We start from the raw sequence: 13,804 nt of genomic DNA, 5'->3' as shown, positions 1-13,804 counted from the left end.
CTTATTGGTCGCCGTAGCGCGCCCTATACGCCGCAACACGCTCGCGCATCTTCTTGCTCGGCTCGCGTGGGTTGAGCAGCGCATCCACAAATGCCTTGGAATCCCTGACGCTGAGCTGGATGACCTCGTGTTCAGCAATGGCGCGCTTCGCCGCGTCCTGAACGCTGGTCAGCACGAAATCGGTGATGCTGCGCCCTTCGAGCGCGGCAGCATGCTCGATCAGCGCCTTCTGTTCCGCCGTGACGCGCGCTTCCAGTCGCTCGGCACGCCGGCGAGCTGGCGCGGCGCTTTCCTGTCTTTGTGCGTGGGCCATAGCAATTCTCCGTGTCGCCAGAGATGTACGGCCAATTGCCGGAAAATTCAAGGTGCACGCTTTATCGATCGAAGCAGCAGAAGCCATGTTCCTCGATCAAGGCGATCGCTTCCTGTTCGTCGGGCCTGTCTTTTTCCAGCGCCAGCGCCCGAACCTTCGTCCACGGACCCAGCTCGTCAGGAAGGTTCGCTCCCTCCCCATCGATCGTCAGAGCGGACAGGCCATCAGCGCCAGTGAAGAGCCAGACATTCACGCCTCAACGCCCTCCCCTTCCGCGTTGATCGTATCCTGCACCGATGCTGGGAAGTGGCGGTAGAGCGTCGGCACCGAGACGCCGATCGCCGGCGCCACCTCGCGCACCGTCATGGGCTCTGTTGCAAAAATCGTGAAGCTTGAGCATGCTTGGCGGAGATTGGACGGACGGAACGATGACGGATTTCAAGTGGCGCCATTTCCAGGGTGATGTGATCCTGTGGGCGGTGCGCTGGTATTGTCGCTATCCGATCAGCTATCGCGACCTTGAGGAAATGCTGGCGGAACGCGGCATTTCGGTCGACCATACGACGATCTATCGCTGGGTCCAGTGCTACGCCCCGGAGATGGAGAAGCGGCTGCGCTGGTTCTGGCGGCGTGGCTTTGATCCGAGCTGGCGCCTGGATGAAACCTACGTCAAGGTGCGGGGCAAGTGGACCTACCTGTACCGGGCAGTCGACAAGCGGGGCGACACGATCGATTTCTACCTGTCGCCGACCCGCAGCGCCAAGGCAGCGAAGCGGTTCCTGGGCAAGGCCCTGCGAGGCCTGAAGCACTGGGAAAAGCCTGCCACGCTCAATACCGACAAAGCGCCGAGCTATGGTGCAGCGATCACCGAATTGAAGCGCGAAGGAAAGCTGGACCGGGAGACGGCCCACCGGCAGGTGAAGTATCTCAATAACGTGATCGAGGCCGATCACGGAAAGCTCAAGATACTGATCAAGCCGGTGCGCGGTTTCAAATCGATCCCCACGGCCTATGCCACGATCAAGGGATTCGAAGTCATGCGAGCCCTGCGCAAAGGACAGGCTCGCCCCTGGTGCCTGCAGCCCGGCATCAGGGGCGAGGTGCGCCTTGTGGAGAGAGCTTTTGGCATTGGGCCCTCGGCGCTGACGGAGGCCATGGGCATGCTCAACCACCATTTCGCAGCAGCCGCCTGATCGGCGCAGAGCGACAGCCTACCTCTGACTGCCGCCAATCTTTGCAACAGAGCCATGGCGGATGCCGCTTCGTGCCATTGCAGGATGTTCCGATCGATGAGGTGATTCCAGCGCGATGGCGCAGTTCCGTCATTGATGACGATGGGCGGGTAAACCGGATCAGCTATGAGCTTTGCGTCCTGACGCAACTGCGCGACCGCATCCGCTCCAAAGAAATCTGGGTGGTCGGGGCGGATCGCTATCGCAATCCCGATGACGATCTTCCCAAGGACTTCGAGATCAGGCGAGATGCGTACTATTCCGGCCTCAGCCTGACGCCAGATGCGCAGGCGTTTTGCGCCTCGATCCGGGAGGAGCTTGAACGGGAACTGTTGCTCCTCAATGCCAATATTCCACAAAACGACAAGGTCCGGCTCCTGTGGCGCGGCGACAACCGGATATCGATTACACCGTTCAAGCCCTTGCCCGAACCGAAGGGTCTCGCTTCGATCAAAAGCGAGATCGGTCAGCGCTGGCCGATGACCGGACTGCTGGACGTGTTGAAAGAGGCTGCTCTGGACACGGGATTGATGGATGCTTTCGAAACGTCGGCCTCGCGGGTTACCCTGTCGAAAGCAGCCTTGGCTCAGCGTCTTTTGCTGTGTCTCTATGGCTTGGGCACGAACGCCGGGCTCAAGCGGGTCGCTGGCGCAACACCCGATGTCAGTTACGAGGAATTGCTGCATGTCCATCGCCGTTTCATCCACGCGCCAGCGCTGAGGGAGGCGTGCGCGCGGGTAGCAAACGCGACACTGGCAATCCGCAATGCCGCAGTATGGGGAGATGCGGGCACGGCATGCGCGTCCGATTCAACGAAGTTCGGCGCGTGGGACCGCAACCTGATGACGGAATGGCACGCCCGCTATGGCGGCCGTGGCGTCATGATCTACTGGCATGTGGAGAAGCGCGCGACCTGCGTTTATTCCCAGCTCAAGCGGTGCTCTTCCTCGGAGGTCGCCTCCATGATCGAAGGCGTGCTACGCCATTGCACCGACAGGGACTGTCAGGATTTCCGTGTGTGGCCGGGCGGTTGATCATCAGGCCGCCATGGCTCTGATGAAACGTTCGCCGAAGATCACGGCAAATTGCGCCTTCGCCATGGTCCACTCACGTGGTGGCATCTTCCACTCTTTCTCCGACCGATTCAAGATCAGGTAGAGCAGCTTGGTGGCGGCCTCGTCGCTGGGGAAGTGTCCCCTGGCCCTGACAGCCCGCCTGAGCTTCGAGTTCAAAGCTTCGATGGCGTTCGTAGTGTAGATGATCCGGCGGACCTCGTCGGGGAACGCAAAAAACGGGATCACCTCGCCCCAGGCGCGCCGCCAGCTCTGGCCGATGGCGGGATAGCGCTGCCCCCAAGGGCCAGCCTCAAATGCTGTCAGCGCCTTTTCGGCGGCATCTGCGTCGGTGGCACGGTAAATCTCCTTGAGCGCGCTGGCGAGGTTCTTTCGGTCCTTCCAGGAGACGAAGTCCATCGAGTTGCGCAGCAGGTGAACGATGCAGGTCTGGACGATCGCATCGGGGAACACTGCGGTGATCGCATCGGGAAAGCCCTTCAGGCCGTCAACGACGGCCAGCAGGATGTCTTCAACGCCACGGTTGCGAAGCTCGTTCATCACCCGAAGCCAGAACTTGGCACCCTCATTCTGCTCGAGCCACAAGCCGAGCACCTCCTTTGCGCCGTCGGCGCGGACGCCCAGCGCAATGTGGATCGCCTTGTTGCGCACCATGCCCTCGTCGCGGATCTTGACCCGGATCGCGTCGAAGAAGACCAGCGGGTAAACCGGATCGAGCGGCCGCTGCTGCCAAGTGGCGACCTCATCGAGCACGGCGTCGGTCACCGTGCTAATCAAATCGGGTGAGACGTCGATGCCGTATAGATCGTGCAGGTGCCTGGTGATCTCGCGGGTGCTCATGCCGCGCGCGTACATCGACACGATCTTGTCGTCGAAGCCGGGAAAGCGGCGTTGATACTTGGCGATCAACTGCGGGTCGAAGCTCGACTGGCGATCGCGCGGCACGTCGATCGCCAACTTGCCGGTGTCGGTCATTACCGTCTTCCGACCGTAGCCGTTGCGCATGTTGCCGGCGCCGTCTTCGCCAGCGAGGTGGTGATCCATCTCCGCATTCAGGGCACGCTCTGTCAGCGCCTTCTTCAGCGAATCGAGCAGACCGCCCTGCTCGAAGGCGGCACTGGCAGTGCCGCCCGCCAAAAGCTGATCGAGAAGCTCATTCGGTATGGCAGGTTCTTTGCGTCGTGACATAGTGGGACTCCTTGTTGCCCATTATGCCCGGCCACACACGGAAATCCTGACAGTCCCATTTGAAACCGCGCACCGGCTTGATCAGTATCTTGAGCTTTCCGTGATCGGCCTCGATCACGTTATTGAGATACTTCACCTGCCGGTGGGCCGTCTCCCGGTCCAGCTTTCCTTCGCGCTTCAATTCGGTGATCGCTGCACCATAGCTCGGCGCTTTGTCGGTATTGAGCGTGGCAGGCTTTTCCCAGTGCTTCAGGCCTCGCAGGGCCTTGCCCAGGAACCGCTTCGCTGCCTTGGCGCTGCGGGTCGGCGACAGGTAGAAATCGATCGTGTCGCCCCGCTTGTCGACTGCCCGGTACAGGTAGGTCCACTTGCCCCGCACCTTGACGTAGGTTTCATCCAGGCGCCAGCTCGGATCAAAGCCACGCCGCCAGAACCAGCGCAGCCGCTTCTCCATCTCCGGGGCGTAGCACTGGACCCAGCGATAGATCGTCGTATGGTCGACCGAAATGCCGCGTTCCGCCAGCATTTCCTCAAGGTCGCGATAGCTGATCGGATAGCGACAATACCAGCGCACCGCCCACAGGATCACATCACCCTGGAAATGGCGCCACTTGAAATCCGTCATCGTTCCGTCCGTCCAATCTCCGCCAAGCATGCTCAAGCTTCACGATTTTTGCAACAGAGCCAGATATACGGTTCTCGCCGCGCCACAGCAGCCGAACCTTGTCGTTCCGGGGAATATTGGCATTGAGGAGCAACAGTTCCTGAGCAAGCTCTTCCCGGATGGCGCTTGAAAATGCACGCGCATCCGCCGTCAGGTTCAATCCTGTGTAATATGCTTCTCGCCGCGCATCGAAGTCCTTGGGAAGATCGTCATCGGGATTGCGGTATCGGTCCGCCCCGACAACCCAGATTTCCTTAGAACGGATGCGATCGCGCAGTTGCGCGAGGACACAAAGCTCATAACTGATCCGGTTTACGCGCCCCTCTTCATCAATGACGGAACTGCGCCATCTCGCCGGAATGACCTCGTCGACCGGCACTGCGTGCGGCGGCACGTAGCGGCATCCATCATCCACTTTGCTTCTGATCCAGTCCAGGGCCGCCAGCACCGGACGCCACACGGCGTTGTTCGACCGGAACTCCAGTGCCGAAAGCAGGCTTGGCAGCATACGGCGATAATGATTGGCCCATGACCTCCGCATCACCTTGTAGATCCGCCGATCCAAGGCGCCCTTTGCCTGGCTTTCCTTGATGATCGCCGCCAGTTTGTCCTTGCCGGCGATTGGGAAAATGACATCGCAGATGCGCCCGGATGGATCGTCGATCGAAGCGCTGGCAATCTCGACCAGGAGTCGCTCCTTGCCATAGACCCGCTCGATGTCTTTCGCGATATCGCCCATCACCTTGCGTTTCGAGCGCGATCCGATCTTATGGACCGTCTCGATCAGCAGGTCGACCATCGCATCCGTAAGCTGAGCTTCCCGCGCCATCAGATAAACGGCATAGAGCCCGAGCTGGCGCGCCGGTACATGCCGGCGCATCTCCGAGGCTTTCTCGCCGGCAACCCGGCGAACGATCTGATCGACCCATGCCTTGCCCGTGACCGATAGGAAATCTCGGGGAAGAGCAAGCCGTTGGATAAAGGCGAGTTTGGCGGTCACGCCAAGAATGTTTTCGAGCGTCGCCTGACCTGCATCCCCCTTCATCGTGTTGAAGCCGGTCGGGCCATCGGGATCGGCGAGCGAGGCTTCCAGCAAGGCGACTGCATCCGGCGCAAGCCGATCGCGGACTCGGGCCAACAGGGCCTCCAGATAGAGGTGTCGTTGCGAACGGACGAGGCGTTCCAGCTCCTTGCGCGACGGCCCATAGATACGGCGGTCGCGGCACCACAGGAAAACATGCTCGAGCATGGCATTGATCGGCTGCCCGCCCGCACAAAGATCGTCGGAAATCCACCTCGACAACGCCCTGCGATCCGTCTGCGTCATACGGCGGAACCCGAGATGCCGCAAAATCTCCGCGCAATGCCGGCGGGCGGTGCGCCCGGAAAAATCATAGTGGTTCACGGATTTGGCATCGAGACCAAGTTGCTCCGCCAGATACAAGACACCGTCGGAGGGTATCGACGCATGATCCGGCACAAAGAAGCCATGCCCGGCGAAAAATCTAAGCTGAACCGCCAATCCCAGTCGTGCCGTCTCCGCTTTGCCGGTCACGAACGCGATGTCCGAAAAACTCAGGCTCCAGGAGCCGATCAGATCCCCACTCGAAACGCCAAGGCTCATAACGCCGCTCCCTTATCGGAGCGGAACGTCGTTCCTCGCATGGGCGATCGTCAACAACAACCAGCCCGTTCCCGACGTGTTCTCCAAGATGACCAAAATCGCAGCTTCGGGCCGACTGGGCCAATTAGCTGCAACTTCATGATTGTGCCAGCATCTTACCCGTTCAAAGAGGTGAGGCGGAGATCTTCACGAAGGAATTGGGCTGTCAGGGTGCAGCACCCTGCAATTCGTCAGTGCCAGAGAAATAGCCAGCGACCCCATCCATGACATACGCGAGCGTCGGCAGGTGTAGATCCGCATAGGCGCCTCGGTTTGGGTTATGGCTTGCGCACTTCAGTTTGATCGGCAGCTTTCGCCAAGATCGGGCGCTCACCGGAGCTGATGTAAACGTCCTACCCTGGTCGGAAGCTAACGGAATAGCGGACGGTCCGCACCTAGGCGTCGAAGTTTGCCGCCTGTACGGCAAGAATGGGACGAAATCGCAGCGTGGGCAGAAGCGCTACGTCAATGAACATTCTGAATGGATAGCCTCCCCCACCACGCTGCGCGCGATAGCGGCGAGATGGGGATGATGAGTGAAGAACAGCACTTGGGTGGAGCGAGCTAGCTCTGCCAGCACCTGAAATCCTGCTTCTGACCGCCGATCATCGAAGTTGACAAATAGATCGTCGGCAAGGAATGGCAGCCGCACGCCAGCGACGACGGACTGCTCCACGGCGGCGAGCCGCAAGGCGAGGAACAATTGGTCTGCAGTCCCCTCACTCATGGCCCCGATCTCGACAACAGTGCGTCCATCGTCGCGCAGTCCCAATAGCCTCGGCGTTGCACCGTCGGCGTCGATCCGCAGCGCCGCATAGCGTCCGGTCGTCAGAGTCGAGAATATCTCGCCGGCACGCAGCAGCATTGGGTCTTGGTGGCGCTCCCGATACTTCTCTATCGCCCAGCGCAGGGTGACCGCTTGCGCCCGTTTGAGAATAAACTGATCGGATAGGACACCAAGTTCCGCCCGCGCCTGCTCGGCGTTGGACGCGGCATCTGCCGCGGGATCCGCGTCGGTCTCCAGGCTTGCGAACACCCGCCTGGCATCACCGTGCGCGGCGGCGGCGGCGGCTACCTCTTCGTTGCGCTCCGCTAGTTCGGCTGTCGTCGTTTGTGTTTTTGCCGCGAGGCTGTCGATATCGACCTCGCCCACTGCATCAAGGAGCTCCGCCAACGACTTGCCATCTCCAGCGGCCGTTATGGTCAGTTCCAGTTCCGTTACTGCATCGCGTAAGGCGCGCGCACGCCGCGAGCGTTCAATAGCGCCGCTCAGCTCACCAAGAGCGGTCGAGGCGGTCTCCTTCATGAGCGGGAGCAGCGCCTCCATCGCGACATCGATCTTTGCAGTCTCGGCTGATATCTCCGCCGTTCTGCTGGCGATCGTTTCCTTCAGCGCCTCCGCGACGTTCCCAGCCGCTCGCGCCGACGTTAGGCGGGCGCATATGAGGTTGAGGCGGTCGGCAACATCAATCGTGGGCGCAATGCCGAGCGCGTCCGCTACAGCCGTCACCTCCTTCTCAAAATCGCGGGCTTCCTGCGCCGCCCCCTCGATGCGAGCCTGCAGCTCAGATTGCCTGGCGATGGCCGCTCGGAGTTCGTCAAGGGCGTCGAGCGTCGCGGTGGCACCGGCAATCTCCAGCTTTAGCCCGGCTTCAGTCAAAAGCAGGTTCCACTGCTCCGCTCGCGTCGCGGCCGCGTCCTCCAATCGCTTTCGACGGCGCCCCAGCGCCTCAGCATCTCGCTCAATTTGCATCGCAGCGGCCTTTTCGAGCTGCTTGCGCTGCGCCGCTTTTTCGCCCTCACTCCGGATCTGCTCAGCGACTGCCAGGACGGGCGCGAGCTCGGCGCCCACTGTCATCCCTTCTCTGGTACCCAGACACTTCACCAACTCGGCACGCGCTGCACCGCGTCGAGCGATTATGTCTTTGGCGGCATCAGTGGTCAAAGTGGCGTGTTGGGCCGCCGCCTCCACCTTGTCCCGGTCGGCGAGCCAGCCCAGGAAACGAGCCGGGTCCATCGCTGGGTAGCCTGAACTGATGAGCTTCTGCTGCCAGGCAGTGCTGATCATTTCTGCGCGCTTGGCCGCGGCGAGCGATCGCGCATCACCTTGGTCGGCTTCGAGATGGAGCTTGGCGCGCCGCTGCGCCATGTCGGCGAGGCGACTGGATTCGTCCGCCGCGGCGAATCGAAGGTCACTCCTCTCGTCTGCTTCAGTGATTGTCGCCTCGAACGCCATGACTGAATGCTCGGGCGACGGGAGTGGTGCTGCCGCCAATATGTGCGCGCGCAGCGGCTGCCATTGTTCGTTGCGCGCGGCTCGCGAGGCAGCAATTTCCTCCGCGGAAATGGCCGTGCCTGAAGACAGCTGCTCCATTTCAAGCGACAGTTTCGCTGCCTCTTGACGCGCGCGTGTGGCGTTCTCGATTTCTCGCGCAATTTCTGTTGCGATGTCGCCGAGCGCAACGCGCGCCTCCTCGATTTCAGCCCGGGTGATATTGGGAAGTGCGAACAGTGTTTGCGCGTCGCCGGCCCATGGCGCCAACCGGGCCAGCGCCTGTTGGAGCGAAGAGGCAGCCAGTTCGGCGTCCCGTTGTGCCGATACACATCGCAGGTCGGCATCCGCCCCAAGCGCACGGGCCGCATCGACCGCGGCAATGATGGCTGAAAGATCGCCGGCCGCCTCCTTTCCTTCGGCTTTCACCGACGCGCGGCGGAGAGCGAGATCCTCTTCGCTTTCGTCAATTTGACGCCGTGCCGACATATCCTCGACATGCTGGAGCGCGAGTTCACGCAGCCTGGAGCTGGCGATCCTGGTAGGAGGATTGCCAATGGTTTCAGTTTCCTCCCGTAGCCTTTCCACCAAGCCAGCTGCGGTGGCCAGCTCGCCCTCTAATCGAACTTGGTCGTTCCGTGCCTTCGACGCTGCACCCGCCGCCGTCACGAGTTCGTCAATTCTCTCGGCTTCGGCCAAGATCAATGGGTCAGTGTCTAAGACACCAATCTTCTCGACTGCCTCCGCCAAGAGCTTCTCGGCCGTCGCTTTTGCGCGCCCGGCAGCATCAGCGTCTGCAATGGCCCGTTCCGCTGCCGCCTCGCGGTGGGGCGAGATGGCGATGGTAGCCGCATGTTCTTCCAGGGCGTTGAGGTGGTCGGCGCGAAGGCGGATGGACGGAGCGATCCGACGGATGCGCTCGATGCGACTGAGCTGCGCGAGCACATCGTCTCGGGCGCGCTGAGCTTTGGTCAAATCCTCCTGCTTCGCGGCGACGGCGCTTTTCGCATCGAGCCAGGCTTTGGGCTTCAGAGACTGGTCCCGAACTGCGCGGCTATGAGTCTCGAAATCCCGTTGCGCCAGGGTGAAGGAACGACGCGCGGAGGCGCGCGGTCCCCAGATCGCGTCTGCCTCAGATTCCAGTTTGGAAAGCTCATCAGAAACGCCAGTTAGTCCCGAACCCGCTGCGAAAAGGGCACGGCCGAGATCGTTACGCGCTTCCACCATCGCGCGGCCGCCCTCGCGCAGACCTTCCTGATTCAGGCTGAATGAGAGACCGAACGTCTCGCGCGTCTGTCCGCGCAGCATCGCGAGCAGCGCACCCTCATCAAGCGGACGGTCATCGGCATCTAGGAGGGTCACGCCTGTGCCCTTCTTGCGCCGCAATGCCAGCGATTTCCCGTCATCTTCGAGCACGGCGCCGACCCTGAGCAGGGAATAATCGTAGATGAAATTATAGGGCGAGCGGGCGGGAAAGCCGAACAACAGGTCCGACACCGCGGCCATAGAGGTAGTCTTGCCGGCTTCGTTGGGCCCATAGATTACGTGAAGGTCGGGTGGGCCTGCCCGGAATGTCAGCTGACAATCCTCGAAATGCCCATAACGCTCGAGGGAAAGGTTGGCAAAGCGCATTTTATTGCCCCCTTGCCAAGCGCGATTGGAGCGCAAGGGTAGCGGTGTTGAGCACTGCGGACCAGTTGCCCTCGCTTGCAGAGCGCCTCAGATCCTGATCCTCAGCGGCACCCAGAGACGTCTGCGCAGCGAGCAGGAATGGAGTTAGGTCCTCGGCCAGCATGGCCGTGAGCACCGGATCCTGGGGCGCCTGGTGGATCAGATTGGCAAGGCCATCTGATACCATGAGGTCGCTGGTTTTCTGGGGCGTCCCCACCTCGACCCTCACCTTTTCAATGAACAGGTCGGGCGAGATGCCGCTGGCTATTGCGCGAGCGTCCTCGCGCAACGTGGCGGCGCGGTCATGCATCGCCCCTGCGTCATCCGTCATCCCAACCAGGACAATACGGGCCACAATCGGCAGGCCCGCAGAGTTTTGTTGCCAGTTCGCGGTCAAGGCAGCCCGCAAAAGATTGGGCACATCCCCCGCCGCCTGATCCGTGCAGTCGACCTCTATCCTCACCCATCGCAGCACGTCGAGCTCCACCCGGTCGATGGATGTGACCTGTAGGTCCTCGACAGTGACGATGACCGCGCCTTTTGCCCCTGTTTCCCTGATGGAGCGCCCTTGGGTGTTGCCAGGGAAGACGACATATGGATCTTCGCAGACGATTTCGTGCTCATGCACATGACCCAGCGCCCAATAATCATATTGCTTCGATCTTAGGTCATCGATGCTGCAGGGCGCATATGCGGCGTGGCCCTGCCGGCCCGCCAGGGCGGTGTGCAGCACGCCAATATTGAAGTGATGTGGAGCCGCTTCGGGATAGGCCTGCACGAGATTGTCCGTGACCGCGGAAGTGGCGAAGCTCTGCCCGCTGATCGCAACGCGAATGTCTGGGAGCAGATGGGTTTGAGGCTTTTTTGTACTAAAGAGCCGCACGTTGGGCGGCCAAGGTACGCTACGTGTGAGAACAGACGCCGCGTCATGGTTGCCCGCAAGCAGGAAGACGGGAATTCTAGCCTGATCCAGCCGCCCCATTGCTCTGGCGAAGTAGAGGCCCGTCCCCATGTCCTTCCAATCGCCGTCAAAGAGGTCGCCAGAAATGACAACAAAATCCACGGCCTCGTCGATGGCGTGCTGCACGAGGTTGTCGAATGCAGCGCGCGTCGCGCCGCGGATCTCAGCGTCTGGGAGGCCCTCGTAACGTGAGAGGCCATAAAGAGGGCTGTCCAGGTGAATATCGGCAGCGTGCAAGAAACGGAAGCTACTCATCATCATCCCCCTGGAGATTGAAGTCGTACCTCAATCCGAAGCGCAATTGCGCGCTATTTCTCCGTGTCCGGCTCACGTCACTCTGGCGCCATGCCGTGACTAGAACGACCTTCACGTCATGATGTGCGATTAACCTGACCAACCCGGCGAGCGTCGAAAGCTTCGAGCCATTTACGGCGAACAATTTCATAGAGGCTGGCAGGGAGCAGACCGTAAGCCACGCTGCCATCCTCATCGCCTGGAACAGGGCGAATGTCGGGACCGGGCCACTGGAAGCGATTGGCTTCAGACAGAATGATCCAGGAACGAGCATCATCGAGGCCGAGGCGGACCTTAGTTCGTGTGGGGATCTCGACCGCAAGCCGCTCATCGGCGGGCGGCGTGTGGGTCACCGGCAGGACTGTGACGATCTGCTGACCATCCTTGGTTATCGTGGTGAGCAGAACGGCACACGGCCGATCCTTGCCGCCGTCCTCAAGGCCGATTTTTGCTTCGTGGCTCCAGAGAAAGGAATATCGAATTACGAGGCCGGGAACCGGTGTAGGAAGCGGCATCAATGATCCCGCAGCTCGTCATCGAAATGGGCAGCCTCCGCTGCCGGACGTGCGGCTGCGATCGCTTCACGATCCTCCTCGGTGAAATCGCTCAGCGAGAGCACTTCTCTGTCGCGGCTCTTGAGCCGCATATATTCAGCATGCGACATGAGGACGAGGCTGTCATGCCCGTGATGAGTAATAGTAAGAGGGCTTTCCAAGGCTCGCCGGCTGATACGGCCGAATGATTTGGATGCCTCAACGGAACTGACAGAATGAGCCATGACGTTTCTCCTGTCCGCATAATACGGATTTTCCGGAGAGGTTCAAGGTGGCGGCTAAGCAAGCGGGGCGCGCCTTCTGGCCTCGCCCCGCTTGCCCCATCAGCTCGGAGCCGAGCTCAAGCCGCCTCTGTTCGTGGCACGAGATCGGCTTCCCATTGATCCAGCAGCCGCGCGACGGCGCAAGTCAACCTGCGCAGCCGCGCAATCTCCACCTCCCCAGCAGATGACGAAGCGGTCAGCGCCATGAGATATCTGTTCAGCCGATCGCGCTCCGTGCGGAGGAATGTCAGAAATGGGTGGGCCATAGCTCAATGCGGTGTCCGATCGAGATCCCGCAGCGCATCGACCGAGAAGGGGTGCCTGACATCGGGTGGATTTCTCATCGCGTGCTCGCCCTCAACGGCATGGGCGTCAGATGCCCACGATGCCAGGATAGATCTTTTCACCTCTGGCTCAAATTGGGGATGATGAACGACATCCAAGGGGTGTTGAAAATGGGAGAGGGACATTGGTTTGCCTCCTTTCTTCCTATCCTCTTCCTCTCGCTGCAGAAGAAAAATAAACTTTACGAGGATGGGTTCAAGAATCAATCTGAGCGCCCAAACGGTTGCTTATGGTGAAGCGGTAAACAGCTCGGATACGTTCTCGCAGCTGCGCTCTGGGCGTCGCCGGCCAATCGCGTTCCGAGGCGACAAGAGGATTGCTCCGTCCACTCACGGGAATGACTAACCTGAACAAAGGTTAATCTTATTCGGCAGAGAGTGTTTTTGCGCTATGACGATTCGTGCGACCCGAAGGCTCTGGCTTCAAGCTGAGAGTTTTCTCCTGGCCCGGTTGTTTTCGGATAACCGGGTCGCTTTTATCCCACCTCCTTATCGGCGCCATGCGACCTGGGGGGCGGCGCCCGCGCCGCAATGCGGAGCGGCGATGCCCAGAATGAGGCATCGCGCCGGTAGGTGGGAAGGGGAGGGGACGACCACAGCCGCCCTCCATCCATTCAGGCCATCTGGTCGCTATCTTCCTCCATGTCGATATCGTTCATGGCACCCGCTTGACCGGCTTCCCGCTCACCCGGCAGATCGAAGGCGCCAATGCACATCGGCTCAGGCAGCCAATGGTTGGAGAGACGCTCCGACACCAACTTCCACAGCTAACTTTGCGGCGCGGTCGGACTCGGAATTTCTTCGAGCCGATCAAGGGTGATCGCGTTTGGCATTTTGCCATGACAGCTCTCCAGCTGCGTAAGAGAAGGGCGGCCAGTGGCCGCCCCGATGGTCAAGCCGCTTGCTGCTCAGGGGCAACACCGGCAGCGGCAAGGATGAAATCGCTGGCTGCCTGCGCGGCGGTTGCGGCCTGGAAGATGGCGCGCTTTTCCCCGCGAAGCACAGTCAACCAGCTTGCAAGGTAAGCGGCATGATCTTCGCGCTCGGTTGGTGCCATGCCAAGGGCAGCGCAGAGGAAAGCGGCCGAAATTTCCGCACACAATTCTTCCTTCGCTCGCATTGCGGTGCTGGTGCCATATTGGCGTAGCGTATCCCGGTCCAAGCGGCCGGTGCTGCCGGCACTATGCGATGCCTCATGGGCTAAGGTGGCGTAGAAGGCGTTGCCGCTCGTGAAGCTCTCAAAGCGTGGCATGGTGATGGTATCGGTGGCAGGTATAGCGCGACGATCTGGGTGAGAGGTCAGCGACTATCA

12 protein-coding genes and 3 pseudogenes are annotated in these 13,804 nt (G+C 60.7%); 3 read left to right on the top strand and 12 right to left on the bottom strand.

The features are described from left to right. Position 1: 1 nt before the first annotated feature. The 3 genes from TZ53_RS22500 to TZ53_RS26330 form a co-directional block, all read right to left on the bottom strand. Positions 2 to 313 (bottom strand): type II toxin-antitoxin system TacA family antitoxin, encoded by a 312-nt coding sequence (locus TZ53_RS22500; RefSeq protein WP_044663226.1) that lies wholly within the window; start codon positions 311 to 313, stop codon positions 2 to 4. A gap of 61 nt (positions 314 to 374) precedes the next feature. After that, the gene (locus tag TZ53_RS22495; protein WP_030093312.1) at positions 375 to 566 is read right to left on the bottom strand and encodes a hypothetical protein; all 192 of its coding nucleotides are present in this window, start codon (positions 564 to 566) and stop codon (positions 375 to 377) included. Continuing rightward, positions 563 to 679 (bottom strand): TetR family transcriptional regulator, encoded by a 117-nt coding sequence (locus TZ53_RS26330; RefSeq protein ID WP_084694411.1) that lies wholly within the window; start codon positions 677 to 679, stop codon positions 563 to 565. The genes TZ53_RS22495 and TZ53_RS26330 overlap by 4 nt, the downstream gene beginning before the upstream one ends. A gap of 62 nt (positions 680 to 741) precedes the next feature. Between TZ53_RS26330 and TZ53_RS22490 the strand changes: the two genes are divergently transcribed. After that, entirely contained in the window at positions 742 to 1,506 is a 765-nt protein-coding gene (locus TZ53_RS22490) for an IS6-like element IS6100 family transposase (RefSeq protein WP_001389365.1), read from the top strand. 59 nt (positions 1,507 to 1,565) lie between these two features. Then, a pseudogene (locus tag TZ53_RS27865) lies at positions 1,566 to 2,552 on the top strand (Tn3 family transposase); the annotation flags it as partial. Positions 2,553 to 2,582: 30 nt separating this feature from the next. On the opposite strand, the gene TZ53_RS22480 reads toward TZ53_RS27865, so the two are convergent. The 7 genes and pseudogenes from TZ53_RS22480 to TZ53_RS26325 form a co-directional block, all read right to left on the bottom strand. Beyond that, entirely contained in the window at positions 2,583 to 3,806 is a 1,224-nt protein-coding gene (locus TZ53_RS22480; protein WP_044663225.1) for an IS256-like element ISSpwi2 family transposase, read from the bottom strand. Positions 3,807 to 3,864: 58 nt separating this feature from the next. Continuing rightward, positions 3,865 to 4,431 (bottom strand): annotated as a pseudogene (locus TZ53_RS22475) (IS6-like element IS6100 family transposase); the annotation flags it as partial. Between the two features lie 61 nt (positions 4,432 to 4,492). After that, positions 4,493 to 6,094 (bottom strand): annotated as a pseudogene (locus TZ53_RS22470) (DUF4158 domain-containing protein); the annotation flags it as partial. A gap of 499 nt (positions 6,095 to 6,593) precedes the next feature. After that, entirely contained in the window at positions 6,594 to 10,037 is a 3,444-nt protein-coding gene (locus TZ53_RS22465; RefSeq protein ID WP_037523531.1) for an ATP-binding protein, read from the bottom strand. Between the two features lies 1 nt (position 10,038). Further along, positions 10,039 to 11,292 (bottom strand): metallophosphoesterase family protein, encoded by a 1,254-nt coding sequence (locus tag TZ53_RS22460; protein WP_172668339.1) that lies wholly within the window; start codon positions 11,290 to 11,292, stop codon positions 10,039 to 10,041. A 116-nt stretch (positions 11,293 to 11,408) separates the two neighbouring features. Beyond that, entirely contained in the window at positions 11,409 to 11,846 is a 438-nt protein-coding gene (locus TZ53_RS22455; RefSeq protein ID WP_037523529.1) for a hypothetical protein, read from the bottom strand. Then, positions 11,846 to 12,109, bottom strand: a complete 264-nt coding sequence (locus tag TZ53_RS26325) for a type II toxin-antitoxin system Phd/YefM family antitoxin (RefSeq protein WP_037523526.1) — start codon at positions 12,107 to 12,109, stop codon at positions 11,846 to 11,848. The genes TZ53_RS22455 and TZ53_RS26325 overlap by 1 nt, the downstream gene beginning before the upstream one ends. A 464-nt stretch (positions 12,110 to 12,573) precedes the next feature. Between TZ53_RS26325 and TZ53_RS26935 the strand changes: the two genes are divergently transcribed. After that, positions 12,574 to 12,729 (top strand): hypothetical protein, encoded by a 156-nt coding sequence (locus TZ53_RS26935; RefSeq protein ID WP_157009852.1) that lies wholly within the window; start codon positions 12,574 to 12,576, stop codon positions 12,727 to 12,729. A gap of 377 nt (positions 12,730 to 13,106) precedes the next feature. Here the strand turns inward: TZ53_RS26935 and TZ53_RS26930 are convergent, their stop codons facing one another. Both TZ53_RS26930 and TZ53_RS22440 read right to left on the bottom strand, forming a co-directional pair. Beyond that, positions 13,107 to 13,247: a hypothetical protein gene (locus tag TZ53_RS26930; RefSeq protein WP_157009851.1), complete on the bottom strand. Its 141-nt coding sequence runs from the start codon at positions 13,245 to 13,247 to the stop codon at positions 13,107 to 13,109. A gap of 137 nt (positions 13,248 to 13,384) precedes the next feature. Continuing rightward, positions 13,385 to 13,744: a zincin-like metallopeptidase domain-containing protein gene (locus tag TZ53_RS22440; RefSeq protein ID WP_172668334.1), complete on the bottom strand. Its 360-nt coding sequence runs from the start codon at positions 13,742 to 13,744 to the stop codon at positions 13,385 to 13,387. Between the last annotated feature and the right edge of the window lie 60 nt (positions 13,745 to 13,804).

Source organism: Sphingobium sp. YBL2, from assembly GCF_000943805.1.
Classification (GTDB): domain Bacteria; phylum Pseudomonadota; class Alphaproteobacteria; order Sphingomonadales; family Sphingomonadaceae; genus Sphingobium; species Sphingobium fuliginis.
The sequence above is the reverse complement of the archived record's forward strand: the minus strand, read 5'-3'. Positions and strand labels throughout refer to the sequence as shown.

Excerpts from the sequence above, each read along its gene's own strand:
- TZ53_RS22500 (WP_044663226.1), bottom strand. The coding sequence starts at position 313 with ATGGCCCACGCACAAAGACAGGAAAGCGCCGCGCCAGCTCGCCGGCGT.
- TZ53_RS22440 (WP_172668334.1), bottom strand. The coding sequence starts at position 13,744 with ATGCCACGCTTTGAGAGCTTCACGAGCGGCAACGCCTTCTACGCCACC.
- TZ53_RS22490 (WP_001389365.1), top strand. The coding sequence starts at position 742 with ATGACGGATTTCAAGTGGCGCCATTTCCAGGGTGATGTGATCCTGTGG.
- TZ53_RS22455 (WP_037523529.1), bottom strand. The coding sequence starts at position 11,846 with ATGCCGCTTCCTACACCGGTTCCCGGCCTCGTAATTCGATATTCCTTT.
- TZ53_RS26935 (WP_157009852.1), top strand. The coding sequence starts at position 12,574 with ATGATGAACGACATCCAAGGGGTGTTGAAAATGGGAGAGGGACATTGG.
- TZ53_RS26330 (WP_084694411.1), bottom strand. The coding sequence starts at position 679 with ATGACGGTGCGCGAGGTGGCGCCGGCGATCGGCGTCTCGGTGCCGACG.
- TZ53_RS26325 (WP_037523526.1), bottom strand. The coding sequence starts at position 12,109 with ATGGCTCATTCTGTCAGTTCCGTTGAGGCATCCAAATCATTCGGCCGT.
- TZ53_RS22460 (WP_172668339.1), bottom strand. The coding sequence starts at position 11,292 with ATGAGTAGCTTCCGTTTCTTGCACGCTGCCGATATTCACCTGGACAGC.
- TZ53_RS22465 (WP_037523531.1), bottom strand. The coding sequence starts at position 10,037 with ATGCGCTTTGCCAACCTTTCCCTCGAGCGTTATGGGCATTTCGAGGAT.
- TZ53_RS22480 (WP_044663225.1), bottom strand. The coding sequence starts at position 3,806 with ATGTCACGACGCAAAGAACCTGCCATACCGAATGAGCTTCTCGATCAG.